26 protein-coding genes are annotated in these 26648 nt (G+C 62.4%); 8 read left to right on the top strand and 18 right to left on the bottom strand.

All coding sequences use genetic code 11. From position 1 onward, the window contains the following. Window positions 1-771 carry a cyclase family protein gene (locus tag CCE89_RS12275; RefSeq protein WP_086438350.1) on the top strand — a complete coding sequence of 257 codons (771 nt, stop codon included), beginning with the start codon at window positions 1-3 and terminating at the stop codon, window positions 769-771. 9 nt (window positions 772-780) lie between these two features. Here the strand turns inward: CCE89_RS12275 and CCE89_RS12270 are convergent, their stop codons facing one another. From CCE89_RS12270 to CCE89_RS12210, 13 genes are all read right to left on the bottom strand, one after another. Beyond that, window positions 781-1035: a hypothetical protein gene (locus CCE89_RS12270; RefSeq protein ID WP_086438349.1), complete on the bottom strand. Its 255-nt coding sequence runs from the start codon at window positions 1033-1035 to the stop codon at window positions 781-783. Window positions 1036-1256: 221 nt separating this feature from the next. Further along, window positions 1257-1628 (bottom strand): tRNA-binding protein, encoded by a 372-nt coding sequence (locus tag CCE89_RS12265; RefSeq protein WP_086438348.1) that lies wholly within the window; start codon window positions 1626-1628, stop codon window positions 1257-1259. 1 nt (window position 1629) lies between these two features. Further along, window positions 1630-3666 carry an acetyl-CoA carboxylase biotin carboxylase subunit gene (locus tag CCE89_RS12260; RefSeq protein ID WP_086438347.1) on the bottom strand — a complete coding sequence of 679 codons (2037 nt, stop codon included), beginning with the start codon at window positions 3664-3666 and terminating at the stop codon, window positions 1630-1632. Beyond that, window positions 3666-4955: an O-acetylhomoserine aminocarboxypropyltransferase gene (locus CCE89_RS12255; protein WP_086438346.1), complete on the bottom strand. Its 1290-nt coding sequence runs from the start codon at window positions 4953-4955 to the stop codon at window positions 3666-3668. Before CCE89_RS12255 ends, CCE89_RS12260 begins: the two co-directional genes overlap by 1 nt. Then, window positions 4955-5755 (bottom strand): heme-dependent oxidative N-demethylase family protein, encoded by an 801-nt coding sequence (locus CCE89_RS12250; protein ID WP_086438345.1) that lies wholly within the window; start codon window positions 5753-5755, stop codon window positions 4955-4957. Before CCE89_RS12250 ends, CCE89_RS12255 begins: the two co-directional genes overlap by 1 nt. Continuing rightward, on the bottom strand, window positions 5752-6762 hold the full coding sequence (gene bioB, locus CCE89_RS12245) for a biotin synthase BioB (protein WP_086438344.1): 1011 nt from the start codon (window positions 6760-6762) through the stop codon (window positions 5752-5754). Before bioB ends, CCE89_RS12250 begins: the two co-directional genes overlap by 4 nt. A 36-nt stretch (window positions 6763-6798) precedes the next feature. Continuing rightward, the gene (scpA, locus tag CCE89_RS12240; RefSeq protein WP_086438343.1) at window positions 6799-9048 is read right to left on the bottom strand and encodes a methylmalonyl-CoA mutase; all 2250 of its coding nucleotides are present in this window, start codon (window positions 9046-9048) and stop codon (window positions 6799-6801) included. Between the two features lie 8 nt (window positions 9049-9056). Then, entirely contained in the window at window positions 9057-9668 is a 612-nt protein-coding gene (locus CCE89_RS12235) for a glutathione S-transferase family protein (protein ID WP_086438342.1), read from the bottom strand. Next, a complete protein-coding gene (locus CCE89_RS12230) occupies window positions 9668-10453 on the bottom strand; it encodes an enoyl-CoA hydratase-related protein (protein ID WP_086438341.1) in 786 nt (261 codons plus the stop codon). The genes CCE89_RS12235 and CCE89_RS12230 overlap by 1 nt, the downstream gene beginning before the upstream one ends. 106 nt (window positions 10454-10559) lie before the next feature. Beyond that, window positions 10560-11000 (bottom strand): methylmalonyl-CoA epimerase, encoded by a 441-nt coding sequence (gene mce, locus CCE89_RS12225; RefSeq protein WP_086438340.1) that lies wholly within the window; start codon window positions 10998-11000, stop codon window positions 10560-10562. 314 nt (window positions 11001-11314) lie between these two features. Beyond that, on the bottom strand, window positions 11315-12847 hold the full coding sequence (locus CCE89_RS12220) for an acyl-CoA carboxylase subunit beta (protein WP_086438339.1): 1533 nt from the start codon (window positions 12845-12847) through the stop codon (window positions 11315-11317). A gap of 72 nt (window positions 12848-12919) precedes the next feature. Then, entirely contained in the window at window positions 12920-13654 is a 735-nt protein-coding gene (locus CCE89_RS12215; RefSeq protein WP_086438338.1) for an SDR family oxidoreductase, read from the bottom strand. Beyond that, on the bottom strand, window positions 13654-14673 hold the full coding sequence (locus tag CCE89_RS12210; protein WP_086438337.1) for an NAD-dependent epimerase/dehydratase family protein: 1020 nt from the start codon (window positions 14671-14673) through the stop codon (window positions 13654-13656). The genes CCE89_RS12215 and CCE89_RS12210 overlap by 1 nt, the downstream gene beginning before the upstream one ends. A 62-nt stretch (window positions 14674-14735) precedes the next feature. Between CCE89_RS12210 and CCE89_RS12205 the strand changes: the two genes are divergently transcribed. After that, window positions 14736-15848 carry an NAD(P)/FAD-dependent oxidoreductase gene (locus CCE89_RS12205; protein ID WP_086438336.1) on the top strand — a complete coding sequence of 371 codons (1113 nt, stop codon included), beginning with the start codon at window positions 14736-14738 and terminating at the stop codon, window positions 15846-15848. Here CCE89_RS12205 and gorA read toward each other — a convergent pair. After that, window positions 15845-17194, bottom strand: a complete 1350-nt coding sequence (gene gorA / locus CCE89_RS12200; protein WP_086438335.1) for a glutathione-disulfide reductase — start codon at window positions 17192-17194, stop codon at window positions 15845-15847. The genes CCE89_RS12205 and gorA overlap by 4 nt on opposite strands. A gap of 100 nt (window positions 17195-17294) precedes the next feature. Then, complete coding sequence (locus CCE89_RS12195) at window positions 17295-18695, bottom strand: DEAD/DEAH box helicase (protein ID WP_086438334.1); 1401 nt, start codon at window positions 18693-18695, stop codon at window positions 17295-17297. Window positions 18696-19005: 310 nt separating this feature from the next. Between CCE89_RS12195 and CCE89_RS12190 the strand changes: the two genes are divergently transcribed. Both CCE89_RS12190 and CCE89_RS15525 read left to right on the top strand, forming a co-directional pair. After that, the gene (locus CCE89_RS12190) at window positions 19006-20106 is read left to right on the top strand and encodes a mechanosensitive ion channel family protein (RefSeq protein ID WP_086438333.1); all 1101 of its coding nucleotides are present in this window, start codon (window positions 19006-19008) and stop codon (window positions 20104-20106) included. Between the two features lie 224 nt (window positions 20107-20330). Beyond that, window positions 20331-20456: a hypothetical protein gene (locus CCE89_RS15525; protein ID WP_268762248.1), complete on the top strand. Its 126-nt coding sequence runs from the start codon at window positions 20331-20333 to the stop codon at window positions 20454-20456. Between the two features lie 12 nt (window positions 20457-20468). Here CCE89_RS15525 and pgi read toward each other — a convergent pair whose 3' ends face one another. Then, entirely contained in the window at window positions 20469-22007 is a 1539-nt protein-coding gene (gene pgi, locus CCE89_RS12180) for a glucose-6-phosphate isomerase (RefSeq protein ID WP_086438331.1), read from the bottom strand. 47 nt (window positions 22008-22054) lie between these two features. Between pgi and lepB the strand changes: the two genes are divergently transcribed. Genes lepB through CCE89_RS12160 form a run of 4 tightly spaced genes read left to right on the top strand, consistent with a single transcriptional unit; the run spans window position 22055 to window position 25741 of the window. Beyond that, window positions 22055-22891, top strand: a complete 837-nt coding sequence (gene lepB / locus CCE89_RS12175) for a signal peptidase I (RefSeq protein ID WP_086438330.1) — start codon at window positions 22055-22057, stop codon at window positions 22889-22891. Beyond that, window positions 22888-23559, top strand: coding sequence for a ribonuclease III (rnc, locus tag CCE89_RS12170; RefSeq protein ID WP_086438329.1), 672 nt, complete (start codon window positions 22888-22890; stop codon window positions 23557-23559). Before lepB ends, rnc begins: the two co-directional genes overlap by 4 nt. Next, on the top strand, window positions 23556-24461 hold the full coding sequence (era, locus tag CCE89_RS12165) for a GTPase Era (protein WP_086438328.1): 906 nt from the start codon (window positions 23556-23558) through the stop codon (window positions 24459-24461). Before rnc ends, era begins: the two co-directional genes overlap by 4 nt. Window positions 24462-24487: 26 nt before the next feature. Continuing rightward, on the top strand, window positions 24488-25741 hold the full coding sequence (locus tag CCE89_RS12160; RefSeq protein WP_086438327.1) for an MgtC/SapB family protein: 1254 nt from the start codon (window positions 24488-24490) through the stop codon (window positions 25739-25741). A 13-nt stretch (window positions 25742-25754) separates the two neighbouring features. On the opposite strand, the gene CCE89_RS12155 is transcribed toward CCE89_RS12160, so the two are convergent. Together CCE89_RS12155 and CCE89_RS15485 are read right to left on the bottom strand one after the other, a co-directional pair. Continuing rightward, window positions 25755-26237, bottom strand: coding sequence for a response regulator (locus CCE89_RS12155; RefSeq protein WP_234990069.1), 483 nt, complete (start codon window positions 26235-26237; stop codon window positions 25755-25757). A gap of 125 nt (window positions 26238-26362) precedes the next feature. Beyond that, entirely contained in the window at window positions 26363-26638 is a 276-nt protein-coding gene (locus CCE89_RS15485; RefSeq protein WP_234990068.1) for a hypothetical protein, read from the bottom strand. Window positions 26639-26648 lie beyond the last annotated feature (10 nt).

Here is a 26648-nt window from a genome sequence, read left to right as displayed (position 1 = left end):
ATGACCCGCTTCATCGACCTCTCGATCCCGATCACCAATGACGTGATTTCCGATCCCGAGGTGATGCGGCCGAAAATCCAGTACATGACCCACGAGAATACGTGGGAGCAAATCGCCATGTTCTTTCCCGGGCTGGAGAAGAAAGACTTGCCCGACGGCGAAGGCTGGGCGGTCGAGATGCTCGAACTTTCGACGCATAACGGCACCCACATGGACGCGCCGTGGCATTATCACTCGACGACTGACGCAGGCGCATCACCTGCTCCGAGCATCGACGAGGCCCCGCTCGACCGGTTCTTCCGCCCGGGCGTAAAGCTCGATTTCTCTCACCTTTCGCATGGCCATGTTGTCAGCGCAGCAGAACTTGAGGACGCTTTCAAGGCGATCGGCTACGATCTGCAGCCGCTCGACATCGTGCTGATCCAGTCGGGCGCGGTCTATGGCACCGACAATTTCACCGATCAGGGCGTGGGATTGGGTGCGGAGGCGACCTTGTGGCTGACCGAGCGCGGGGTCGAGGTCGTTGGTACTGACGCGTGGAGCTGGGACGCGCCGTTCAGCCATACGGCGAAGCGGTGGGCGGAAAAGCGCGATCCTTCGATCATCTGGGAGGGACACAAGGCAGGCCGTATCCGCCCCTATTACCAGATCGAGAAACTGACCAATCTCGCCGCGTTGCCCAGCCACGGCTTCATGTTCAGCTGCTTCCCGGTCAAGATCGAGCGCGCCAGCGCGGGATGGATCCGCGCGGTCGCGATGATAGACGGGTAAGCTCTTCGCTCAGGCTTTCAGTCGCGTGACATTATTCGGACGTGCGGCAGCGCTGCCAGCGTCCGCCATCATCGCATCATGCTCTGCGAACAATTGCTCGATATCGCTCCGGCGGTCGAGCAGCGTGTGCGCGATGCCGGGCGCGAGACTCTCTTTCTCGCCGATTTGCCCAAGGAGCGATGCCAGATCGCTGCGCGTCGCCTCCTCAGGCGTCTTGAAAAATTGGCCCTTCCTGTCGAAGTAGCCGGTGCCTCTTTGTGCCATGTCCTGCCTCCTGTTTGGTCTGGAAGCGACTCGAAGGACTCAAAGCATCAAATGGATGTAAGAAAACTCCTAGCGGATTAACCACGAAAAGTATCGTCACCAATCCACAGGGTGCGTTTGCTGCGAGTACTGGTAACAATATTTCTGGCGATGATCGATTAAGTAAAGGAGCGCTACCGCTTTGCATCGCGCGCCTTAACCATCTTGTACTTTCAGCAGGCTCAGAACAGCCGAGAGCCATTGGGAACGGGCGAATCAGGCTGGAAAAGCACCACCTCCCCATCTTCGTCAGCAAAACCGACGGTCAGCACTTCGGACATCGCCGGCCCGATCTGCCGCGGCGGAAAGTTCACCACCGCCGCCACCTGACGCCCGACCAGTTCATCGGGCGAATACCGCGCGGCGATCTGCGCGCAGCTCTTCTTGCTTCCAATCGTCGGTCCAAGGTCGATGACCAGCTTGAGGCTGGGCTTGCGCGCCTCCGGAAACGGCTCGGCGCTCACCACCGTCCCCGCCCGGATATCGGTCTTGAGGAACGTGTCGAAATCCGTTTCCTCCGCCGCCGGGGCGTCGTGAGCGTGGAGGAGATGCATGCTATTCGAGTTCCAGGATGATGGCGTCGACCGCCAGGCTTTCGCCTTCCTCGGCATTGACCTTGCTCACCACAGCCTGCTTTTCGGCACGAAGGATGTTCTCCATCTTCATCGCCTCGACTGTCGCGAGCGGCTGACCGGGCTGGACCTCCTCGCCCTCGCCCACATGCAGTTTCACGAGGAGGCCCGGCATCGGACAGATGAGCAGCTTGGAAAGATCCGGCGGTTCCTTCTCGATCATGTGACCCGCAAGATGCGCCACTCGCTGCGGCAGGATCCGCAAGTTGTGCGTCGCACCGCGCGTCGTCAGCTCATAGCCGGTACGTGTGGGAGAGAGCTGAACCGTGAGAGCGTCCTCGCCCAGCTGGACGTCGATCATCGTCTCGCCGGGCGTATAGTCGAAGCTGACATCGACCGGCTCGCCATCGACGAGGATCGCATCCTCCTCCAGCCGCACCTCGTAATGGGTCGCGTCCGCTTCGGTCAGGCCGATCCGCACCGCCCAGTCGCCCGGCGCGTAGAGATCATCCGACAGCTGCCCTTCGATCCGCCGCGCACGGTCGGCGTCGGCAGTGGCGATCACCCCACCAATTGCGGCGAGCCCACGCTTGAGTTCGTCCGAAGCCGCAGCTCCTTCGAAACCTTCGGGATATTCCTCTGCGATGAAGCCGGTGGTCAGTTCTCCCGAGCGGAAGCGCGGGTGCTGCATGATCGCGCTCAGGAAGTCGACATTATGCCCCAGCCCCTTGATCCGGAAGGCGTCGAGCGCTTCTATCTGCAGGTCGGCCGCTTCGTCGCGCGTCTCGCCCCAGGTCACCAGCTTGGCGATCATCGGGTCGTAGAACATGGAAACTTCGCCGCCTTCGTAGACTCCGTCGTCCACGCGCACGCCATCTACGCCGCGGCGACCGTTAGCCTTGCCATCGTCGGTCCAGCCCTCGAGTGGTGGCTTGTATTCGACGAGGCGCCCGGTCGAGGGAAGGAAGCCGCGATAGGGGTCTTCGGCATAGACGCGGTTTTCGATCGCCCAGCCATCGATGCCGATATCGTCTTGCGTCATCGCCAGCTTCTCGCCCGCAGCAACGCGGATCATCTGCTCGACGAGGTCGATACCCGTGATCGCTTCGGTCACGGGATGTTCGACCTGCAGACGCGTGTTCATTTCGAGGAAGTAGAAGCTCTCGCCAGTCTTGTCCGCGCCGCTGACGATGAGTTCGACCGTGCCGGCGGAGTGATAATCCACTGCCCGCGAAAGAGCGACGCATTGCTCGCCCATCGCCTTGCGCATCTTGGGCGTGACGAAAGGCGACGGCGCTTCCTCGACCACCTTCTGGTGGCGGCGCTGGATCGAGCATTCGCGCTCGTTCAGATAGAGAATGTTGCCGTGCTTATCGCCCAGAATCTGGATTTCGATATGGCGCGGGTCCTCGATGAATTTCTCGATGAAGACGCGGTCATCGCCGAAGCTGTTGAGGCCCTCGCGCTTGGTCGCCTCGAAGCCTTCGCGCACGTCCTTTTCCGAATAAGCGAGGCGCATGCCCTTGCCGCCGCCGCCGGCACTGGCCTTCATCATCACCGGGTAGCCGATGTCGTTCGATATCTCGACCGCGTGGTCGGTATCGCGGATTTCGCCAACAAAGCCGGGGACGACGTTGACGCCCGCTTCCTTGGCGAGCTTCTTGGATTCGATCTTGTCGCCCATTGCAGCGATCGCGCCAGCGGGCGGGCCGATGAAGGCGATGTTTTCCTTGGCGAGCGCCTCGACGAAGCTCGCACGCTCCGAGAGGAAGCCATAGCCCGGATGCACTGCTTCGGCACCGGTCTGCTTGCACGCCTCGATGATCTTGTCCGCGATCAGGTAACTTTCCGCGGCAGGCGGAGGGCCGATATGCACCGCCTCGTCAGCCATTTTCACGAAGGGCGCGCGCGCGTCGGCGTCCGAATAGACCGCGACGGTTTCGATACCCATGCGGCGAGCGGTCTTGATGACGCGGCAGGCGATTTCGCCACGGTTTGCGATAAGGATTTTCTTGAACATCAGATGCTTGCCAAGCCTTTCTCGAGATCAGCGATAATGTCGTCGACATGTTCGATGCCGATGGAGACACGAACCACATCCGGCCCTGCGCCTGCTGCAACCAGCGCTTCGCCTTCCAGCTGGCTGTGAGTGGTTGAGGCCGGGTGGATAATGAGAGAGCGCGTGTCGCCGATATTGGCGAGGTGACTGAACAGCTCGACGCCCTGCACCAGCTTCACGCCGGCGTCGTAACCGCCCTTCACACCGAAAGTGAACACGGAGCCGCCCTTGCCGCCGAGGTATTTGTCGGCGAGTGACTTGTAGGCGTTACCTTCAAGGCCAGCATAGCTGACCCATTCGATCTTCGGGTGGTCCTGAAGCCACCTGGCCACGGCCAGCGCATTGTCGCAATGCCGCTCCATCCGCAGCGCCAAGGTCTCCATACCGGTCAGCGCCAGCCAGGCATTCTGCGGGGATAGCGCCGGGCCGAGGTCACGCAGGCCGAGCACGCGGCAGGCCACGATGAAGGCAATGGGACCGATCGGCTCGAGAGCATCGACCAGCACCGCGCCGTGATACGAACCGTTGGGCTGGGTCAGGCTGGGGAACTTGTCGCCCTGCGCCTTCCAGTCGAACTTACCGCTGTCGACGATCACGCCGCCGATGGCATTGCCGTGCCCGTTCAGGAACTTGGTTGTGGAGTGCGTCACGATGTCCGCGCCGTGCTCGAACGGACGGCAGAGCGCCGGGCTGGCCATCGTGTTGTCGACGATCAGCGGTACGCCGCCCTCATGCGCGATATCGGCAATCGCCGCGATATCGGTCACGACACCGCCGGGATTGGCCAGGCTTTCGATGAACACGCAGCGCGTCTTGTCATCCATCGCCGCGCGCACGTTTTCGACATCGTCGGTGTCGACGAAGCGCGTTTCCCAACCGAACTTGCGAAACGCCTCGCCCATCTGGTTGAGCGATCCGCCATAGAGCTTCTTCGCCGCCACGATGTTGCAGCCCGGCTCCATCAGCGTGTGGAATGCGATCAGTTGCGCGGCATGGCCCGATGCGACACCCAATGCACCCACGCCGCCCTCGAGTGCGGCGATCTTCTGCTCCAGCGCATCATTGGTGGGATTCATGATGCGCGAATAGATGTTGCCGAATTCCTTGAGCGCGAAGAGGTTTGCTGCGTGCTCGGCGTCGTTGAACACGTAGCTCGCCGTCTGGTAGATCGGTGTGATCCGGGCATTGGTGGTCGGATCGGGCTGCTGGCCCGCGTGAATGGTGAGCGTTTCGAGTTTATGTTCCAACATCAGCCTGCTCTCTCCAGTTCCTGGCGCTTCGCATAGCCGATTAGTGCGTCTGCGTAAGCCCCTGCGCCGCGCCGATCGCCCTCACCTGTCAAAAGCGATGAGACGGCCGTGGCGAGGCGCTGGATATTTGCTTGTGACAGCGCGCTCAGCGCCGACACATAGATGCCTATGGTAAAGAGGATTGCGCCGGTCTTGGGGAGGCGGCGTAGCGTCTGGCGTTCGGAGCGGACGAAAAGCGTCTCTCCTGCATTATCGCTCGTGACATCGGCAAAGGCCTGCGCGGGAGGCTCTGCCACCCAGCGCTTCTCGCCAGTGGCGGCGATGAACCAGTTGCAGCGTCCGTAGATCGCGCCCGGTTTAAGCTTGGCCATGAAATTATCGACGCCGCTCGCCAGCTGCTCCTCATAACCCTGGATCGGCCCATGAAGGGCGCGCAGCGGCAGGCCCATCTTGTCTGCAGGCGCCCAGTCGGAAGGCCATGCGACCGCTGCGCCAACGAGACGGTATTGCTCGTCACCTTCGCGCAGAGTGAGGAGGCACATGTCCTCGTGATGCGCCCGCGCAGCTTCAGGGAGACCCCCGGGCAGGCCGAGCATCGCGGCGAGTTCCGCGCCCGGTGCCTCGCCCTCGGGCGCGATCTGGACACCCTCGGGATAGGCAGCGAAACCTTCGGCGCGCGCGACAAGGTCCGGCTTCGGCTGAAGCCACTCGCTCTCCTCAAGCTTGGCGAGCCCCATCTTGAGCTGCCCTCCTCCGCGTGCCTTGGGCAACAGTTCATCGACGGAGAAGCCTAGGCTCACTCGGCAGGCTCCGCCACCTTGCAAGCCCGCATGGGTTCTTCCTGAGCAAGCGCCGTCAGCCCCAGCTTCGCGAAAAGCGCCGCATCGCTGTCGTCGCCCGCATTTGGCGCGGTCAGCAGCTTGTCGCCGGTGAAGATCGAATTCGCGCCGGCCATGAAGCACAGCGCCTGCGTCGCCTCGCTCATGCTTTCGCGCCCGGCGGAGAGGCGCACCATGCTCATCGGCATCGTGATACGCGCAACCGCCACGGTACGGACGAACTCGATATCGTCGATCTTGGCGAGCGGGGTGTCCGCCAGCATGTCACCGAGCACCGTGCCTTTGACCGGGACCAGCGCGTTGACGGGCACGCTTTCGGGATGGCGCTCGAGCGTGGCGAGCGTGTGGACGAAGCCGACCCGGTCCTCGCGCGTCTCGCCCATGCCGACGATCCCGCCGCTGCACACATTGATGCCCGCATCGCGCACGTTTTGCAGCGTATCGAGCCGGTCCTGGTAATTGCGGGTGGAGATCACGCGCTCGTAATATTCCGGCCCGGTGTCGACGTTGTGGTTATAATAATCGAGGCCTGCCTCGGCCAGCATATCCGCCTGTTTCGGCGTCAGCATGCCCAGCGTCATGCAGGTTTCGAGCCCCATGGCGCGCACGCCCTTCACGATCTCGACGATCGCGGGCATGTCGCGGTCCTTGGGATTGCGCCATGCCGCACCCATGCAGAAGCGCTGGGAGCCTGCATCCTTCGCCTGCGCCGCGCGCTGGAGGACCGATTGCACCTCCATGAGCTTGGTCGCCTCGACACCGGAGTCCGCCTTCACCGACTGCGAGCAATAGCCGCAATCCTCCGGACACCCGCCGGTCTTGATCGACAGCAGCGTGCAGAGCTGCACCTGCTCGGGCGGATGGAACTCGCGGTGGACGTTGGCGGCGCGGAAGAGCAGTTCGGTGAATGGAAGATCGAACAGCTCCGCGATTTCCTCGCGGGTCCAGTCGGTGCGGATTTCAGTCATTACTTGTCCTTGTCGAAGGGTCGCCAGATCAACGGCTCACTCCGCTGCCTCGTCCATGTCCTCGCCCGCAGGCGGCATATTGTGGCCGAGCAGCGTGAGGATATCCGCTGCGCATTCGACCACGTTCGAACCCGGGCCGTAGATGCCTTGCACGCCTTTCTCGCGCAGGAAGTCATAGTCCTGCGGCGGGATTACCCCACCGGCGGTCACCTTAATATCGGGCCGTCCGGCAGCCTTGAGCATGTCGATCAGTTCGGGGATAAGCGTCTTGTGTCCTGCAGCGAGGCTCGATGCGCCGACCACGTCGACTTCGTTCTCGAGCGCCATCTTGGCCGCTTCCTTGGGCGTCTGGAACAGCGGCCCCGAAATCACCTCGAAGCCCATGTCCGAGAACGCGCTGGCGATGACGTTCGCGCCGCGATCGTGGCCGTCCTGCCCCATCTTGGCGACCATGATGCGCGGTTTGCGCCCGAGGCGGCGTTCGACCGCATCGACACCATCGGTCACCTGCGTCCAGCGCTTGTCGAACTCGTAGGCGGTCTTGTAGACGCCGCTCACCGGCTTGGGCGTCGCATCGTGCCGTCCGAAGGCTTCTTCCATCGCCTTGGAGATTTCGCCCAGCGTCGCGTCATGGCGTGCCGCCTCGACCGCGCGGGCGAGCAGATTGGTATCGCCCGCCTTCTCCATCTCGGCGAGGACCGAGGGCGGTAGCGGAATGCCGTTTTCATCGCGACCCGTCCGCAGCGCCTCGTTGCTCGAACGCGGGTCAGCCTTCGCAGCCTCGGTCAGCGCGGCGAGCGCGGCCTGGCACGCCTCTTCATCGCGCTCTTCGCGCACGCGCTTGATGCGGTCGATCTGGCTCTGGCGGACCTTGTGGTTGTCGATGTCGAGCGTATCGATCGGGTCTTCCTTGTCCTTGCGGTACTTGTTGACCCCGACGATCACCGTCTCGCCCTTGTCGACATTGGTCTGCTTTTCCGCAGCCGCGCGCTCGATCGCCGCCTTGGGCGCGCCGGTCGCGACATATTGCGTCATGCCGCCCGCTTCGTCGACTTCGGCGATCAGCTTCTCAGCCTCTGCCACCAAAGTCGCCGTCAGGCTCTCGATGTAGTAGCTGCCGCCCAGCGGATCGACGACATTGGTGATGCCGCTTTCTTCCTGCAGCACCAGCTGCGTGTTGCGCGCGATGCGGGCTGAGAAGTCGGTCGGTAGCGCGATCGCTTCGTCGAGCGCATTGGTATGAAGCGACTGCGTGCCGCCCAGCACGGCCGCCATCGCCTCGACCGTGGTGCGGATCACGTTGTTGTAGGGGTCCTGCTCCTGCAGCGAAACGCCCGAAGTCTGGCAGTGCGTGCGCAGCATCTTGGACTTTTCGTTCCGAGCGCCCAGCCCCGCCATCACATCGTGCCACAGCTTGCGCGCGGCGCGCAGCTTGGCGATTTCCATGAAGAAGTTCATGCCGATGCCGAAGAAGAACGACAGGCGCGGCGCGAACTTGTCGAGGTCCTGCCCCGCTTCCATCGCGCGCTTCGCATATTCCTTGCCGTCGGCGATGGTGAAGGCAAGCTCCTGCACCGCCGTCGCCCCGGCCTCATGCATATGGTAGCCCGAGATCGAAATGCTGTTGAATCTCGGCATGTTGGCCGAAGTATATGCGATGATGTCCGAAACGATCCGCATCGAAGGTTCGGGCGGATAGATATAGGTGTTGCGGACCATAAACTCCTTGAGGATATCGTTCTGGATCGTGCCCGAGAGCTTTTCGGCAGGCACACCCTGCCGCTCGCCCGCGACGATGTAGAACGCCATGACGGGGATCACCGCGCCGTTCATGGTCATGGAGACGCTCATCTCGTCCAGCGGGATCTGGTCGAACAGGATTTCCATGTCGCGCACGGTGTCGATCGCGACGCCAGCCTTGCCGACATCGCCGACAACGCGCGGGTGATCGCTGTCATAACCGCGGTGGGTGGCAAGGTCGAAAGCGACCGAGAGGCCCTTCTGCCCCGCCGCCAGATTACGCCGATAGAAGGCGTTCGATTCCTCTGCGGTCGAGAAGCCCGCATACTGCCGGATCGTCCAGGGACGCCCGGTATACATCGATGCATAGGGGCCGCGCGTGAACGGCGCGAAACCCGGAAGGCCGGGGTCGATCCCGTCGGTGTCCTCTGCCGTATACAGCGGCTTGATGGTGAAGCCCTCGGGCGTGTCCCAGGTGAGCTCGCGCCCCTTCACTTCCTTGTCGGCAGCGGCTTGCCAGTCGGCGGGAGTCGGTTTGTCTGTCATGGTTGAACTCAGGCTTTTGAACTCGGGCGAGCGGACACGCGTTCGTGCCAGCCGCGCAGGTTTTCACAATCATCGGGCATACCACAGCCGACGAAATCGGCGAAGTCGGCGGTCGTCAGCAAAAGGATATCAGCCACGCTGAAATCCGGCCCTGCGAGATACTCGAAATTCTTCAGCGATTCGTCGAAGAAGCGGAACGCGTCCGCCACGCGCGGCCGGTTCGCCTCGCCCCACTCGGCATTGCGACCGGGCAAAGCGGCGGTGAACGGATGCGTGTTCACCCAGACCGCCCCGACGGCGGACATCAGGATCATCTCCACCCGCCTGCTCCACATCTCGATCGCAGCGATTTCCTTCGGCGTCGTCCCGAACATCGCTGGTTCGGGATGCAGCGCCTCCAGATAGCGCATGATCGCCACGCTTTCGGCGATCACCGTGCCATCGTCGAGTTCGAGTATCGGCGTCTGGCCGCGTGGGTTCTTTCCGAGATACTCCGGCGCCTTCTGCTCGCGCTTGGGGATAGAGACTTCCTGCGAGGGAAGCTCGATGCCCTTTTCCGCAGCAAAGATACGGACGCGGCGGGGGTTCGGCGCGGGATTGGGGCTGTCGTAGAACAGCATTACCTGCCCTTGAACTCTGCCTTGCGCTTCTGAAGGAAGGCCATGCCGCCTTCCTGCGCATCCTCGGACGCGCCGGCGAGGCGCTGGCCCTCGGCTTCTGCGATGAGCACCTGCTGCAGCGAGCCATCGGTCGCGAGCGCAATGTTCTGCTTCATCGTCTTGAGCGCAAGGGTCGGACCATTGGCGAGCTTTTCAGCCAGTGCGCGGGCCTCGCTCATCAGCGCATCGTCATCGACGGCCTTGTAGATCAGGCCCCATTCCTCGGCCTGTTCGGCGCCGATCTTCTCGCCCAGCATCATCATGCGGGTGGCGCGGGCGCGGCCGATCGCACGGACCAGCAGCCATGTCGAACCGCCATCGGGCACGAGGCCGATATTGACGAAGGCCTGAAGGAAATAGGCGTTCTTCGATGCAAGCGTGAAATCGCCCGCCAGCGCGAGCGAGCAGCCGACACCGGCAGCAGGACCGTTGACCGCGCAGATCACCGGCACCGGCGCGCGCAGCACCTGGCTGACTGCCGGGTTGTAGTGGTTTTGCAGGGCACGGTGGCTGCCGCCCTTCGATTGCAGCGCACTCGCATCGCCGCGCGCTGCAAGGTCCGCGCCCGAGCAGAAGCCCTTGCCTTCGCCCGTAATGAGAACGGCGCGCGCATCGCCGAGGTCGTAGAATGCCTCTCCGATCTCGTCCGCCATCTGCGGCGGCATGGCATTGAGGCGATCAGGCCGGTTGAGCGTGATGGTCATCAGCGGGCCTTCGCGTTCGACACGGATCGTTTCGTAGGTCATTGGTTCTACCTCTCTGAAAGGCTGTCATGCCGGACTTGTTTCAGCATGACCGCCTTGTGACGGGTGAGTGTTATCCTGAAACGAGTTCAGGACGACGAAGGGTGGATCAGTGCTCTGTGCCCTTCGGCGTTTCCATGATCTCCGTAAGCATGCCCTGCATATCCTTGGGATGGACGAAAAAGATAGGCGTGCCGTGCGCCCCGATGCGCGTGGGGCCAAGGATGCGCTTGCCCATCTCTTCGAACTCCTCGCGCGCCCTGGCGATATCGGGCACTTCGAAGCAGACATGGTGCTGTCCGCCAGCGGGGTTTTTCTCGAGGAAATTGTTGATCGGGGAGCTTTCGTCATAGGGCTCGATCAGCTCGATCTGCGTGCCGTTCATTCCGCTATCGGTCGGCGTGTTGACGAAGCAGACCTTCACGCCCTGTTCGGGCAGGTCGAAAGGTTCGGTGATATCGGTCGCGCCCATCACATCGCGGTAATGCGCGATGGAATCCGCGATCGAAGGCGTTGCAACGCCGATGTGATTGAGACGGCCGAGTTTCATTTAATCACCTGCCTGTTCGAGCATGACATAGTTTTGAAAAGCCAAAGCCGCGGCAAAAATGGTCATAAAAGCAATCGAAAACCATCCCGCAGTTCCAGAGAGTGCCTCGGTCTTCAGGCGCGGTCCTACTCCCGCTTTTCGGAGGCCGCTATAAAGTGCAGCAGATCCCAGCAAAATCCCCAAAAAGTATCCTCTATAGGTTCGCCAGGTTTGTGGTACGGGTTCGCCTTGCAGTGTAACGCCAACACGCCACAGCGCTACAGCGACCGCAACCCCGAGCAAAATTGCCGTAAGGAGTGACCGATTCTCAGAGATCACAACGGAATATTGTCATGCTTCTTCCACGGATTCTCGAGCTGCTTGGTGCGCAGCTTGCGCAGCCCCAGCGCGATGCGCCGCCGCGTCGAATGAGGGTAGATCACCTCGTCGATATAGCCGCGGCTCGCCGCCACGAAGGGGTTGGCAAAGCGGTCTTCATATTCTTTCGTCTTCTCGGCGATCTTGTCGGGATCGTCGCGGTCCTGGCGGAAGATGATCTCCACCGCGCCCTTCGCGCCCATCACCGCGATTTCGGCGGTCGGCCAGGCATAGTTGAGGTCGCCGCGCAGGTGCTTTGAGGCCATCACGTCGTAAGCACCGCCATAGGCCTTGCGCGTGATTACGGTGATCTTGGGCACGGTCGCCTCCGCATAGGCGAACAGCAGCTTCGCGCCGTGCTTGATGATGCCGTTATGCTCCTGCGCGGTGCCGGGCAGGAAGCCGGGCACATCGACGAAGGTCAGGATCGGGATTTCGAAGGCGTCGCAGAAGCGCACGAAGCGCGCGGCCTTCTTCGACGAATTGATGTCGAGCACGCCGGCGAGGACCATCGGCTGGTTCGCCACCACACCCACCGTGCGGCCTTCGACACGGCCGAAACCGCACAGGATATTGCCTGCGTGATTGGGCTGGATCTCGAAGAACTCGCCTTCGTCCAGCGTCTTCCGAATGACTTCGTGCATGTCGTAGGGCTGGTTGGCGTTATCGGGGATCAGCGTGTCGAGCGAAGGCTCCTCGCGGTCCCAGGCGTCGGCGGTCGGGCGCTCGGGAACTTCCTCGCGGTTCGAAAGCGGCAAATAGTCGACGAAATTGCGCGTCTGTAGCAGCGCTTCGATATCGTTTTCGAAAGCGATGTCTGCGACCGAGGTCTTGGTGGTGTGGGTCTTGGCACCGCCCAGTTCCTCTTGTGTCACCGTCTCGTTCGTCACGGTCTTCACGACGTCCGGCCCGGTGACGAACATGTAGCTCGAATCCTCCACCATGAAGATGAAGTCCGTCATGGCCGGCGAATAGACCGCACCGCCCGCGCACGGCCCCATGATGAGGCTGATCTGCGGGATGACACCTGATGCAAGCACGTTGCGCTGGAACACTTCGGCATAACCGCCGAGCGAAGCGACACCTTCCTGAATGCGTGCGCCGCCGCTGTCGTTGAGGCCGATAACCGGTGCGCCGACCTTCATCGCGGTGTCCATCACCTTGCAGATCTTCTCCGCATGGCGTTTCGAAAGACTACCGCCGAAAACCGTAAAGTCCTGAGAGAAGACGTAAACCAGGCGGCCATTGATCGTGCCCGAGCCGGTGACGACGCCATCGCCCGGGATTTTCTGCTCCTGCATGCCGAAATCGACACAATCATGCTCGACGTAAGCGTCGAGTTCTTCGAAGCTCCCCTCGTCGAGCAGGACATCTAGCCTTTCGCGCGCGGTCAGCTTGCCCTTGGCATGCTGCGCGGCAATGCGCTTCTCGCCCCCGCCCTGCTTGGCGGCTTCGCGGCGACGTTCCATTTCGGCGATATTGGCGGACATGCGATCTCCCTGTTCGGCCAGTGCAAATCGCCTAGCCACGCACAGGCGCGCGCGTCAACGTATCAAAAACGCTCAAAAGCGCAGCGTCACGCTCTTGGCCAAGGCGGGAGAAATAGCTTCCGCCACGCGCAAAGCCTTGGTCATGCCGATATTTGCTTCGTCGCGGTCCCGCTCAATCGCGACGAGGATCTGTCGCGCACATTCTTCAGCGGGCATCTTCTTCATGGGATTACCATCGTTCATCTGGGTATCGACGACCGGCGGCAGAGCCTCGATCACCTTTACCCCGGTATCCTTCAGCTGTTCGCGCAGGCCGAGCGAATAGAAGCGAAGCGCCGATTTCGTGGCGCAGTAGACCGGAGTGCGCGCTGCAGGCGCAATGGCCAGCCCTGAAGTCACATTGACGATCACCGCTTCGGCGCGCGCCTGCAATCGGTCCATGAAAGCCACTGTCAGCCGGATCGGGGCGTTGAGATTGGCATAGATGCAATCGTCCGCTGCATCGGGATCGGGTGCGCCTCGTCCCTTCTCGGCGCGAAAATCATGATCGACCAGCTGCCCGGCATTGTTGATCAGAATGTCGAGTTCGCGCTCGCCCCACGCCGCAATCAGCGCATCGACACCTGCCGCATTGGAAAGATCGGCACTGATCGCTTCGAAGCCTTCATCGCGCATCGCCGCGAGACGTTCAGGATTCCGCCCGGTGATGACCATATTGGCGCCCTTGGCCCTCATCTGGCGCGCCAGCTCGCGCCCGATACCGGCGCTTCCTCCGGTCAGGAGGACGGTTTTCCCCTGTACATCCATCAGACTTTCACGATCCCCTTTGCGACGAGACTGCGCACCGTATCTTCCAGCGTCTGTTCCGCCGAGATGAAAGTGAAACCCAGCGCATCTTCCGTATGCTTGCCCGAGACATCTCGGACGTTTCCAAGCTCGCCCTTGATCTGCTGCATTTCCGGCATGAACAGCGCGAGCAGCCTGACCAGCCAATCGGGCATCGGGCGGGTCGGCGCCTTGCCAGAGTATTCGGGAACGCGCTCGCGCACGATCTGCGCCATCTCGCGGATCCAGAGGAACTTGACCGAAGTCGGGAAGCGCTGCCCGCGTACCGTTTCCGCCGGCGCCTCGATCGCGCGCACATGCGCTTCGGCGACGTCGCGCACATCGGTGACGCAAATGCCCATATTGGGCGCGAGCGGGATCGAGCCATCGATCATTTTCTTCACCAGCTCGATGCTGGTCGAAAGGTCGTCGTTATAGACCGGTCCGAAAACCGCGACCGGATTGATCGAGCAGAACACCATATCGGGTGCGTGCTTCGCTACCCAGTCTCGCGCAGAGCGCTCTGCGACGGTCTTACTCTCGATATAGGGCGGCACGCCTGCCGAAAGGTTCGTCCAGTCGGTGTAGTCGAAATGATCCTTTTCCGGATGACCATAGGCGATGGCCGCCGCCGAGCTGGTCTGGACGAAGCGTTTGACGCCCGCCTCATGCGCAAAGCGCAGGGCGCGCAATGTGCCTTCGGTCGCTGGGACGACAAGCTCGTCCTTGTCCTTGGGAATGCTGAGCGGGAATGGCGAAGCGACATGGGCCACAGCATCGCAACCCGCATTGGCCTCGGCCCAGCCCTCGTCGCTCATCAGATCGGCCTGGAATATCTTGAGCCGGTCGCCCGCATCAGGCCAGCGTTCACGCAGTCGCGGCTCGCTCTTCGTCGCATTGCGAACGGTCGTGTTGACAGCGTATCCCTTGGCGAGAAGCTGGTCGATCACCTCACCGCCAATATAGCCGGTGCCGCCCGTTACGAGTACTGTGCCTGCCATTCAACTTTCTCCCCTTGGGTTCGAACCTAGAGAGTAAGGTTTCATCGGGCAACGGAGCAGCCATGCGAAGTGTCGATTATTGCGTGATTGGCGGCGGCATCGCCGGGCTGTCTGCGGCGGCTCGCCTTGCCCGTCATGGCGAAACGCTGGTGCTCGAGAGCGAGGATGCGCTTGGTTTCCATGCCTCGGGCCGCAGCGCTGCCTTCGCCCATTTCGACATGGATGCAAGGCTTGTGCGCGCGCTCACGGCAGCGAGCCTGCCGCATCTGAGTGAACCGGGCGCCCGCCGCCATCCCGCGCTGTTCATCGCGCTGGAGGGGCAAGAAGCGTTGCTCGATCAGCTTGAGACGAACTACCGCGAATGGGCACCACATGTGGAGCGGCTGACACCTGAAGAAGCACGCAATTGGGTGCCGGTGCTGGCGACGTCGGACGGTGCGATTTCCGGCGCGCTGCTCGATCGCGATGGGCGCAAGCTCGATGCGCACGCGCTGCTCGAAGGGCACCGCCGCATGCTGAATAAGGCCGGCGGAGAGGTTGCGACCGGCGCCCGCGCGACGGCGATCCGCCGCGATGACAATCGCTGGACCCTCGATACGCCGGGTGAGAGCTTCACGGCGAAGTGTCTGGTCAACGCGGCAGGCGCCTGGGCGGATGAAATCGCAATGCTCGCCGGGGTCGCTCCCATCGGTATCCGGCCCCTTCGCCGAACAGTCATAACCTTCGACGTGCCCGAGGGTATGGACGTTTCCGATTGGCCCTTCACCAAGACCGTCGGCCCCGGTTTCTATATCGAGCCGGAGGGGCGTGGGAGGCTGCTCGCCTGCCCGATGGACGAGGGAGAAAGCACGCCCTGCGATGCACAGGCGGAGGAGGAGGATGTCGCCCTTGCCGCATGGCGCGTGGAACAGGCGACCACGCTTTCCATTCCCCGTCTCGCGAGCAAATGGGCGGGCCTGAGAAGCTTTGCGCCCGATCGCCTGCCGGTCGCAGGCTTCGATCCGGAGGCGCCAGGGTTCTTCTGGCTGGCGGGCCAGGGCGGATTCGGTCTGCAAACCTCGCCCGCAATGGCGATGGCGGCAGAGGCGCTCGCCACCGGCACCGAATGGCCCGAAGAATTGCGTGCCGTCGGGGTAGAGGCCGATGCGCTCTCACCCCGAAGGCTGCGCGCCTAGCGCATCAGCACCAGTTCTTCGGCCATGGTCGGGTGGATCGCAGTGGTCGCGTCGAAGTCCGCCTTGGTCAGGCCCGCCTTCACCGCTATCGCCGCGGCCTGCATCATCTCCGGCGCTTCGGGCGCGATCATGTGAATGCCGACGATCCGCTCGTTATCGCCTTCGCAGATCAACTTGATCAGGCTGCGTTCGTTGCGCCCGGCAAGCACGTTCTTCATCGGGCGAAAGTCCGACAGGTACACCTTGACCGAACCGAGCTTGTTCTTGGCCTCACCCTCCGTCAGCCCCACAGCCGCAATCGGCGGGTGGCTGAACACGGCGCTGGGAATGCAGCTGTGATCGACGGCATAGGGCTCGCCCTTGCCGAACACGCTATCGGCAAAGGCCTGCCCTTCACGAATGGCGACCGGCGTCAGCTGCACCCGGTCGGTGACATCGCCGACGGCATAGATGTAATCGACATTGGTCTTGCTGAACCGGTCGACCTTGACCTCGCCATTATCGCCCAGTTCGACCCCGACCGTATCGAGGCCAAGCCCTTCAGTATTCGGAAGGCGGCCGACTGCAAACATGACGAGGTCGGCCTTTTCCTCGTCGGAATCGGAAAGTTTCACGAAATAGCCGCCCTCATCGCACGGCTTGATATATTCGAAGGTCGTGTTGAAGCGGAACTTGATCCCCTTCATCGTCGATATCTGCAGCAGGCGGTCGCGCACCGCCTCGTCATAGCTGCGCAGCAGCCGGTCACCGCGATTGACGATGTGCACGTCGCAGCCGAACTCGTTGAAGATTCCGGCGAACTCGTTGGCGATGTAACCGCCGCCTGCGATGATGATCTTCTTCGGAAGCTTGTCGAGGTGGAAAGCCTCGTTGGAACTGATGGCGTGTTCGGCACCCTGGCATTCCGGCATGCGCGGGCGCGCACCGGTGGCAATCAGGATGCGCTCGGCCGTGACCTTGCGCCCGCTGGCGAGCGTGATCTCATGGTCGCCCGTGATCTCGGCGCGTTCCTTGAAAATCGTGACGTCGTGATTTTCCAGCGTGTCGGTATAGGCACCCTCGAGCCGGTCGACATCGGCCAGCACATTGTCGCGAAGCTTGATCCAGTCGAAGCTCTTGCCCTCGATCTCCCAGCCGAAGCGCTGGCAGTCCTCGAGATCCTCGGCAAAATGCGCGCCATAAACGAGCATCTTCTTCGGCACGCAGCCGCGAATGACGCAGGTGCCGCCGACCCGGTGTTCCTCCGCAATGGCAACGCGAGCGCCATGCGCCGCCGCGACGCGCGACGCACGCACGCCGCCTGAACCGGCTCCGATGGTAAAGAGGTCGTAGTCGTATTCGGCCATGCGCTTGGGTCTCCTGTTAGGCGGGCGATATGGCCTTGCGGATGCCACTTGCCAACCACCGACCTGTCAGGAGACCCTTTCGCAGGCCCAGACGGGAAAGTTACCCGTTCGCTGCGCGCGGGCCGCGATTGCCGCCCGAACGCCTGCGACCGCCGCCGCCGGGACCACCCCTACCGCGATTGCCGCCACCGCCCGGTTTACCCTGAGGCTTGCCCTTGCGGTTCGTATGCTTGGGCGCGGGCTTCTTGCCCGAAGGACCGCCGCCGCCACGGCTGGCGGGCTTCGGCTTCACACGCTGGCGCTGCTGCTTGGGCGCAGGCTTCGTCGGCCCGACGCCTTCGACGACAGCGCGGAAGTTATCGGGGAGCGGCAGACGCTCGAACTCGGCGTCGGTCTGCTTGCGGATATCCTTGAGATATGCGCGTTCGTCCTCGGCGCAGAAGGCGATCGCAACCCCGTCCTTGCCCGCACGCGCGGTGCGACCGATGCGGTGGACATACTGTTCCGGCACGTTGGGCAGCTCGTAATTGATCACGTGGCTGACGCCCGGAATATCGATCCCGCGCGCGGCGACATCGGTCGCGACGAGGATCGGGGTCTTCGCCCGCTTGAACTCGTCGAGCGCGCGCTGACGCTGAGGCTGCGACTTGTTGCCGTGGATGGCGTTGGCGGGGATGCCGCACTGGCTGAGCTTCTTCACCACGCGGTCCGCGCCATGCTTCGTGCGGGTGAAGATCAGCACGCGTTCGAACTTGCCGGGTACCTGATGGCGCTCGGAAAGGATCAGCTCGAGCAGCGACTGCTTCTCGTCCTGCTGCACCATGAAGAGGTACTGGTCGATGCGTTCCGCCGTGCTGGCTGCCGGTGTAACACTGACCTGGACCGGATTGTTGCAGTAGCCCGAGACCAGCTCCTTGATCTGCTTTGGCATGGTCGCGCTGAAGAACAGCGTCTGCCGGTCGTCCGGGGCCAGCTCGCGAATCTTGCGCAGCGCGTGGATGAAGCCGAGGTCGAGCATCTGGTCGGCTTCGTCGAGCACCAGAACTTCGAGACCATTCAAGTTGAAAGCCTTCTGGTCGATCAGGTCGAGGAGGCGGCCCGGCGTTGCGACGAGAATGTCGCAGCCGCGATGCAGCTTGTTGCGGTCCTTGTTGACCGAGGTTCCGCCGACGATGCTGTGCACCTTCAGTCCTGCCAGCGCGCCGTAATCCTTGGCGCTCTGGGCGATCTGTCCGGCGAGCTCGCGCGTCGGTGCCAGCACCAGCATGCGGCAGCTCTTGAACGGGATCTGGTTGTCCGCCTCGCGCAGCCGATCGATGCTCGGCAGCATGAACGCCGCCGTCTTGCCGGTGCCGGTTTGCGCGATACCAAGCAGGTCACGCCCTTCGAGGACCGGCGGGATCGCCTGTTCCTGGATCGGCGTGGGTGTGGAATAGCCCTTCATGTCGAGGGCCTGCAGCACGGGCTGCGAAAGCCCGAGTTGGTCGAAAGTCGTTGTCATTATTGAGTTTCTAGCTCGCAATATTTGCGATGACATGCGCCGCGCCGGATGGATTCCGGGCGCGCACGATCGCGGTGGTTTCAAACCGCCCGCGTGAAAAGGGAAGTCTCTTGGATTAACCGAAACGCGGCCGGGGCGGATATTTTGGAAGTTTCCGCCGCTTCACGCTGGCTCAGGCATTTCGATAGCGGCTATTTGGATGTTGCACTGCAAAAAGTCAATCGGAACCTCTATGGTCGCCAGCACATTGATGTGACGAGAGTTACTTTGGGAGAGGCCCGAACACCGCCAGACAGGGGGAACAGCGACGATGATCGAGCCACTCGCGGAAACAGTCGACAAAGTCGAACAGAAAGCTGCATTGCTGCAGGACCCGGCAATGGCGATCGGTGCAGCGGCGCTGGCCATATTCATTGCGCTGCTCATCCACGCCGTCGTCTTCCGTATCTTGCGCAAGATCGCCAAACGCAGCGAAAACGAGAGCGACGACATCGTACTCCGCCGGATCGCCGCGCCGACCCGTATCGCACTGGTTGCCCTCTCGCTCGTCCTGGTGGCGCGCGAAGTTCCGATGGTCGAAAGCTTCTGGCAGCGGATCGCCAGCGTGGTGATGCCCGCCATACTCGGCTGGATCGCGCTCGCCATTCTCCATGCGCTGATCGAGGCGATGAAGCTACGCGCCGACGTTTCGGTGGAGGACAACCTCCAGGCACGGCGCAAACGCACGAAGCTGACGATGTTCAACCGCATCGCGACCTTCATCATCATCTTCGTCACCGTCGGTCTGATCCTGCTGTCGATCCCAAGTGTCCGCGATATCGGCGTGACGCTGGTCGCATCGGCCGGCCTCGCAGGTCTTGCAGTAGGTGCGGCTGCCCAGCCCGCGCTCAAGTCGCTCATCGCCGGTGTGCAGATGGCCCTGACCGAGCCGATCAATATCGACGACGTGGTGATCGTCGAAGGGGAATGGGGCTGGATCGAGGATATCCGCACGACCTACGTCGTGGTGAAGATCTGGGATCAGCGGCGATTGGTGGTGCCGACCACCTACTTCCTCGAAAAACCCTTCCAGAACTGGACCAAGAAAACCGCCGAATTGCTCGGCACAGTGTTTCTCTATCTCGATCCCGCGACCCGCGTCGCGCCAATCCGCGCGGAATTCGAACGCCTCATCAAGGCGAACGCGCGCTGGGATGGCCGCGTGCAGGTTCTGCAAGTGACCGAGACTCAGCGCGATGCAAAGGAAGTGCGGCTGCTGATGAGCGCAAAGGATTCGCCCACCCTGTTCGACCTGCGCTGCGACATCCGCGAAGCGATGCTCGAATGGCTGGCCGAAAATTATCCCGAAGCCTTTGCCAAGACGCGGCTCATGACGAGCGATGGGATGGCTTTGTCAGGGCCCGAAACCTGAAAACTCGATCCTCAGCGGGAACATTTTGCTTGCGGCAGGCATTCACTTCACCAAGGGCACTGATCAAGTGATTGATTCACTTAATCTTTGGCCCTGCCAACAATTGTTGGTGCACGCGCGAGTTCGATCGCCTGTTGCGGCATCGCAGCGGCTATTTGACGCATCATTTCGAAAAATTCCGAACCCGCAACGCCGGGTCAGATTACTTCAAGAACAAGGACCACATGGACACTCGAGAACTCACTGCGTACACGCTCATCGCGCTGATTGTTATTTCAATCGGTTTTGCAGCTCTCCACCTGCATCGGAAGCGCAAGAACGAACGCAAGCTGCGCGGCTATCGGCGCTGATCCGCGCCTGGGTCACCCCAACCCACTTTTCTCCAGCAGCGCCTTCGTGCTTGCGTCGAAGTCGCCTTCGCCCGCCTCGATTTCCTTGGCCATCTTCTTCCCCAGTTCGACCCCGAACTGGTCGAAGGGATTGATGCCCATCAGTACCGCGTTGGCGAAGGTGCGGTGCTCGTGAAAAGCGATCAGCGCGCCCAGTGTTGCCGCGTCGAGATCGTCGCACAGGATCGTCGCGCTCGGCCGGTCGCCCGGAAACGCGCGCGCCGGATCTTTCCCGTCCTTGGCCATGTTCCCGCCTGCCATCAGCGCCGCCCCTTGCGCGAAGCAATTGGTTAGCAGGATTGCGTGATGTGCGGGATCGAGAGCATCGCCCGGCGCAATGCTGGCGATGAAGTCCACCGGCACCAGATGCGTACCCTGGTGGAGCAGCTGGAACACCGCGTGCTGCGCATCGGTCCCTACCCCGCCCCAGGTGATCGGCGCGGTTGGACCGTCGACCGGCTCACCGCCTGACGTGACGCGCTTGCCATTGCTCTCCATCTCGAGCTGCTGGAGGTAATCGGGAAAGAGCGAAAGCCGCTCGTCATAGGCGAAAACCGCGCGCGTCTGGCAGCCGCGCAGGCGAGTGTAATACTGGTCTGCAAAGGCGGCGCGCAGGCAGAGATTGTCGCGCCCATCGGTGTCGCGAAAATGCTCTTCCACAGCGCGCGCGCCGGCAAGCATGGCCGAAAACTCGTCCCAGCCGACTGCCAGCGCAACCGGAAAACCGATCGACGACCAGATCGAATAGCGCCCGCCGACGCTTTCGGAAAACGGCAGTACGCGCGTTTCATCGACGCCCCATTCGACCGCCTTTTCCGGCGAAGCGGTGAGCGCGACGACGCGGCCCGATGGGTCGGACACGCCATTGTCCTTCAGCCATTTGAGCGCGCTTTCGGCATTGGTCATGGTCTCGATCGTGGTGAAGGTCTTGCTCGCTACCGCGATCATCGTGGTCGCCGGATCGCAGGCGGCGAAAGCCTCTTCCAGCGCAACCCCATCGATGTTGGAGACGACATGGACATCGACCAACTTGAGATCACGGGTGAGCGCATCCACTGCCAGCGCGGGGCCGAGCGCACTCCCGCCGATACCTATGTGAATGAGGTGGTTCACCTGTCCCAGTGCGCCTTCGTGGATCGCTTCGACCAGCATCTGCATACGTAGCTGCAGCGCCTCAGCCTCCTCGACCGAAGCCTCCGCACCGGTGCCGCGCTGCGCAGTATGCTCCGCCGCTCGTCCCTCGGTCACGTTGATTTTCGCGCCCGATAGAAGCGCGGCGCGTTTGCCGGTGAAATCGGACGCTTCTGCCAGCGCCTCGAAGCCCGACAGCAGATCGTCCGACAGATGCGTCTTCGACCAATCGAACAATATGCCCGTCTCGCCTTCCTCGGCGCGCCATTCGATCCGCCCGCTCATCGCTTCGACGCGGTTCTCGTCTGCAAAAAGCTCGACCAGCGTGGGCTGCGCGAGTGCTTCGAGGTGCTTCCAGGCGGCGGCTGTCGTATCGGTCATGCAAAATCTCTTTGATGGCGGTAAAACCGCGACTAGGGACACTGGCGATGGATGGAAAGAGCCTAGATACGAATGCGCCCGCTTCCCAGCCGGCGGCAGACAAGGATGAGGAAAGCTGGGGCAGTTTCGCGCTGTTCGTGCTCAAGCTGGCGCTTGCGGTGCTGATCTTCCGCAGCTTCATTTTCGCGCCCTTCTCGATCCCGTCTGAAAGCATGCTGCCGCGCCTGTGGAATGGCGATTACCTCGTCGCATCGAAGTGGTCTTACGGCTTCACCAGGCACTCGCTGCCCTTTTCGATGCCGCTGATTCCGGGCCGTGTGCTGGCCGAACAGCCCGAGCGCGGCGACATGGTGATTTTCAAGCATCCGGTGGACGGAAGCGATTATATCAAGCGCGTCATCGCCCTGCCCGGCGACACTGTGGAGATGCGTGGAGGAACTGTGTTCCTCAACGGTAATGCGATACCCAAGGAGCGTATCGAGGATTTCGTGATTCCGGTCTCGGAAAACACCCAATGCGCCTGGGGCGCTGTGGAGGAGAGGAACGCTGCGGGCGAGCAGATCTGCCGCTATGCGCGCTTCCGCGAGACGCTGCCTTCGGGCAAGAGCTACAACGTTCTCGATTTCGGTGATGTGCCGGCGGACAATTACGGGCCGATTATCGTCCCCGAAGGCCGCATGTTCCTCATGGGTGACAATCGCGACAATTCGCAGGACAGCCGTTTTCCGGCAGAGGCCGGTGGCGGAATCGGCTTGGTGCCGCAGGACAACCTTGTCGGTCAGGCGAGCGCTGTGATGTGGTCGACCGATGGCAGCGCCAGCTGGCTGCTCCCGTGGACCTGGTTCACTGCCGCGCGCTGGGACCGGATGGCGGAGGGCATATGAGCACGCTCGATCCAGAAACGCTCGCATGGCTGAACAAACTGGGGTTCGAACCGCAGGACCACGATTTATGGCTCGCGGCGCTGACCCACGGCAGTCATGATGCCGATGTCGATTACGAACGGCTGGAGTTCCTTGGCGACCGCGTGCTGGGCCTGTGCATGGCCGACTGGCTCTATCGCCACAATAACGCGCCCGAGGGCAAGCTTTCGCAGCGCCTCAATGCGCTCGTCAGCCGCGAGACCTGTGCCCGGATCGCCCGCAAGATCGAGCTTGGTGAGCATATCCGCATGGGCAAACAGGCGCGGGATGATGGCGGGCTGGAGAGCACCAATATCCTCGGCGACGTGGTCGAGGCGATGCTTGGCGCGGGCTTTCTCGATTGCGGATTCGAACCGATCTGCGAGCTGGTCCACGAAATCTGGAGCGACGAGTTCAATGGTGACACAGGCGAAGCCAAGCATCCCAAGAGCGCGCTTCAGGAATGGGCCGCAGGCAACCAGCGCAAGCCCCCGATGTACGAAGTGATCGACCGCAGCGGCCCGGACCATGCCGCGCAGTTCACGGTCAAGGTTAGCGTCCACAAGGTCGGCGAGGCGCAGGCGACCGCTTCGAACAAGCAGGAAGCCGAGAAGCGCGCTGCAAAAGCATTTATGGAGCGCTTCGGATGAGCGAGACGGAACAGACGAAATGCGGCGTCGTGGCGGTGATCGGTGCGCCGAATGCGGGCAAGTCGACGCTGGTCAACCAGTTGGTCGGGCAGAAGGTCGCGATCACTTCGGCCAAGGCGCAGACCACCCGCGCGCGCATGCTTGGCATCGCGCTCCACGGCAACACCCAGATGATACTGGTCGATACACCGGGCATTTTCGCACCGCGACGGCGCCTCGACCGCGCGATGGTGAGCGCCGCCTGGGAAGGCGCGGAAGCGGCCGATGCGATCGTGCTGCTTGTCGATCCGATCAAGCAGCGCCGCCACGAGCTGGAGCCGCTGGTCGAAGCGTTGGCGAACAGGCCCGAAAAGAAGATTCTTGTGCTGAACAAGGTCGACAAGGCGAAGAAGGAGCCGCTGCTCGAACTGGCGCAGGATCTATCCGGCAAGGTCGACTTTGCCGAGATTTTCTTCGTATCCGCCCTGACCGGGGACGGCGTGCCCGAAATGAAGCAGGCGCTGGCGGACATGATGCCCGAAGGCCCGTGGCACTATCCAGAAGATCAGGTCTCGGACGCTTCGGAACGGCTGCTCGCGGCCGAAGTCACGCGCGAACAGCTCTATCTGCAGCTGCACGAGGAACTCCCATACGATAGCGCCGTGCGGCCCGAACAGTACAAGCAACGCCCCGATGGCAGCCTCGAAATCCACCAGCAGATCGTGGTCGGACGAGAGAGCCAGCGCCCCATCGTGCTCGGCAAGGGTGGCAGCCGGATCAAGTCGATTGGCGAGGCCGCCCGTAAGGAACTCAGCGAGATACTCGGACAGAAGGTCCACCTCTTCCTCCACGTGAAGGTCAGCGAGAACTGGGCCGAAGACAAGGAAGTGTTCGAGGAAATGGGCCTCGACTGGGTGCGCTAAGGCCAATCCTGTGAGATAAGGCGGCGATGGTGACGACCGATCAGCTTCTGCCGATTGGCGCCGCGCTGGCGGTGGGCCTTCTCATTGGCATCGAGCGCGGCTGGCATTTGCGCGGCGAGGCTGAGGGCATGCGCGTCGCCGGGGTGCGAACCTTTTCGCTGCTGGGTCTGGCCGCCGGTGTTGCGGGCCTGCTCAGCCTCCTCGGCTACACCTACGTCTCTGCCGCCATTGTCGCAGGGTCGGCCGCGATCATAGCGATAGGCTACGCCAATGCGCTGCGCTCCAGCGGCAAGCCGGATGCGACATCAGCGATAGCGGCAATGGTAACGCTGGCACTCGGCTTTATCGCGGGCAGCGGCGAGCCAGCACTTGCGATCGCCATCGCGGCCATCGTGACGCTGATCCTGGCTCTGCGGACGAGCATGCACCGCGCGGTGAGCGCGCTCGACGAAGCGGATATCCATGCCTTCGCCCGCTATGCAGTCATCGCGCTCGCCGTTTTTCCCTTCCTGCCGGAAGGACGCTACGGCCCATACAACGCGTGGGAGCCCACGAAACTGTGGTTCGTGGTGATCATCGTCACCGGATTTTCCTTCCTCGGCTACGTTGCCAACCGCCTGTTCGGAGCGAAGCGCGGCACGATAGCCACCGCAGTCATCGGCGGCGCCTATAGCTCGACCGCGGTGACCCATTCCTTCTCGCAGCGGCTCGGCGCCGGACAGGGTGGCGAAGCGGAAAATGCAGGAATCGCGCTGGCGACAGCCGTCATGTATCTGCGCGTTATCGTGCTGGTCGCGGTGCTCGCGACCTCGATTCTCGAGCCGTTCGTCGTGCTGGTGCTGCCCGCGCTGCTGGTGGGGTTCGCCGTCAGTTACCGGCTCTACCGCAAGGCGACCCGCTCGGAAGGCCCCGCCCCGCCGGGTAACCCCATCGCCTTGCTACCCGCGCTCACCTTCGTCGCATTCGTCGCGTTTGCGGCAGTCGCCGCGCGCTGGGCCGAGGGGCGCTTCGGCGAGAAAGGGATTGCGGTGCTGCTGCTCGTGATGGGCACGATGGACGTCGATGCGGCAATCGTGACAGCAGGCGGACTCGAACCCGGCACGATCTCGGACGCGCTCGCGGCGCTCGCCATTGCCGGGACGATCCTCGCCAACATGACGGTCAAGCTGGGCGTAACGATCGTTTATGGGCGAACAGAGGCGCGGCCTGCCGCATGGGCGCTCGCCGCGAGCATGGCCGCGCTCGCAGTGAGCCTGGCGATCGGATATCTGCGTTTGTGACGCGGAAGGCGCCCTAGCGCGCCCCGAGTTTTTCGAGCTTTTCGCGCAGCATCGCTTCCTCGAAAGGTTTGACGATGTAATCGTCGGCACCGGCGCGTATCCCCTCATGGACATCTTTCGCCGTACCCTTGGAGGTGCAGAACACCACGGTCGGGCGATGCGGCGTCGGAATGGCGCGCAATGCGCTGACGAAATCGATCCCGTCCATCTCGGGCATCTGCCAATCGGTCAGCACGAGATCGGGCATGGATTTCTTGCAGCGCGCCAGCGCCTCTTCGCCATCCTGCGCCTCGATCACCGAATAGCCCAAGCTCGTGGCTATCTTACTCGAAACCTTGCGGATTACGCGGCTGTCATCGACGATCAGGCAGGTCTTGGCCTTCGCCTGACGGGTTTCGTCAATGTCGCGCATCGATTTCGCCGAACGCACGATCGCGTCGGTATCGACCGCCTCGCTATCGCCTGGGTTGTCGCCCAGCGCGCGGGCATCCACCACGTCGGCATCCCCTGCCGGCTCGGGCGCGGCCTCGGGCGACTTCGGCTCAGGCGTCGAGGACGGCTGGGCATCGGCCAGTTTCTGGGCAAGCGTCTTGCCCGCGTTGGGGCCGGTCGAGCGTTTAATCAGATGTTGAATGGCGCGAGCTCCCGCTTGATGTCGTAGCCACCCTGGCTCGGCTGAGATTGTTCCGGCTCTGCCGGCGTCAGGCGGACATGAAGATACGGCACCCAGACATCGCCGAACTCGGCTTTCTGATACCACACGTCGAGTACGTCATAGCTCGCCCACAAGCCGTCAGGTTCCTTGAGGCGCAGGCCCTCGCCGATTCGCGGCACGGCGGCAAAGCGCACGCGGTGCTGCGTCTGGTGCGTTTCGTTCTGGACTTCGATTTCAATCACGTAGCTGGTC

The organism is Altererythrobacter xiamenensis (genome assembly GCF_900177715.1).
GTDB lineage: Bacteria > Pseudomonadota > Alphaproteobacteria > Sphingomonadales > Sphingomonadaceae > Erythrobacter > Erythrobacter xiamenensis.
Note: the sequence above shows the minus strand (reverse complement) of the source record. Positions and strands in the feature narration are given on the sequence as shown.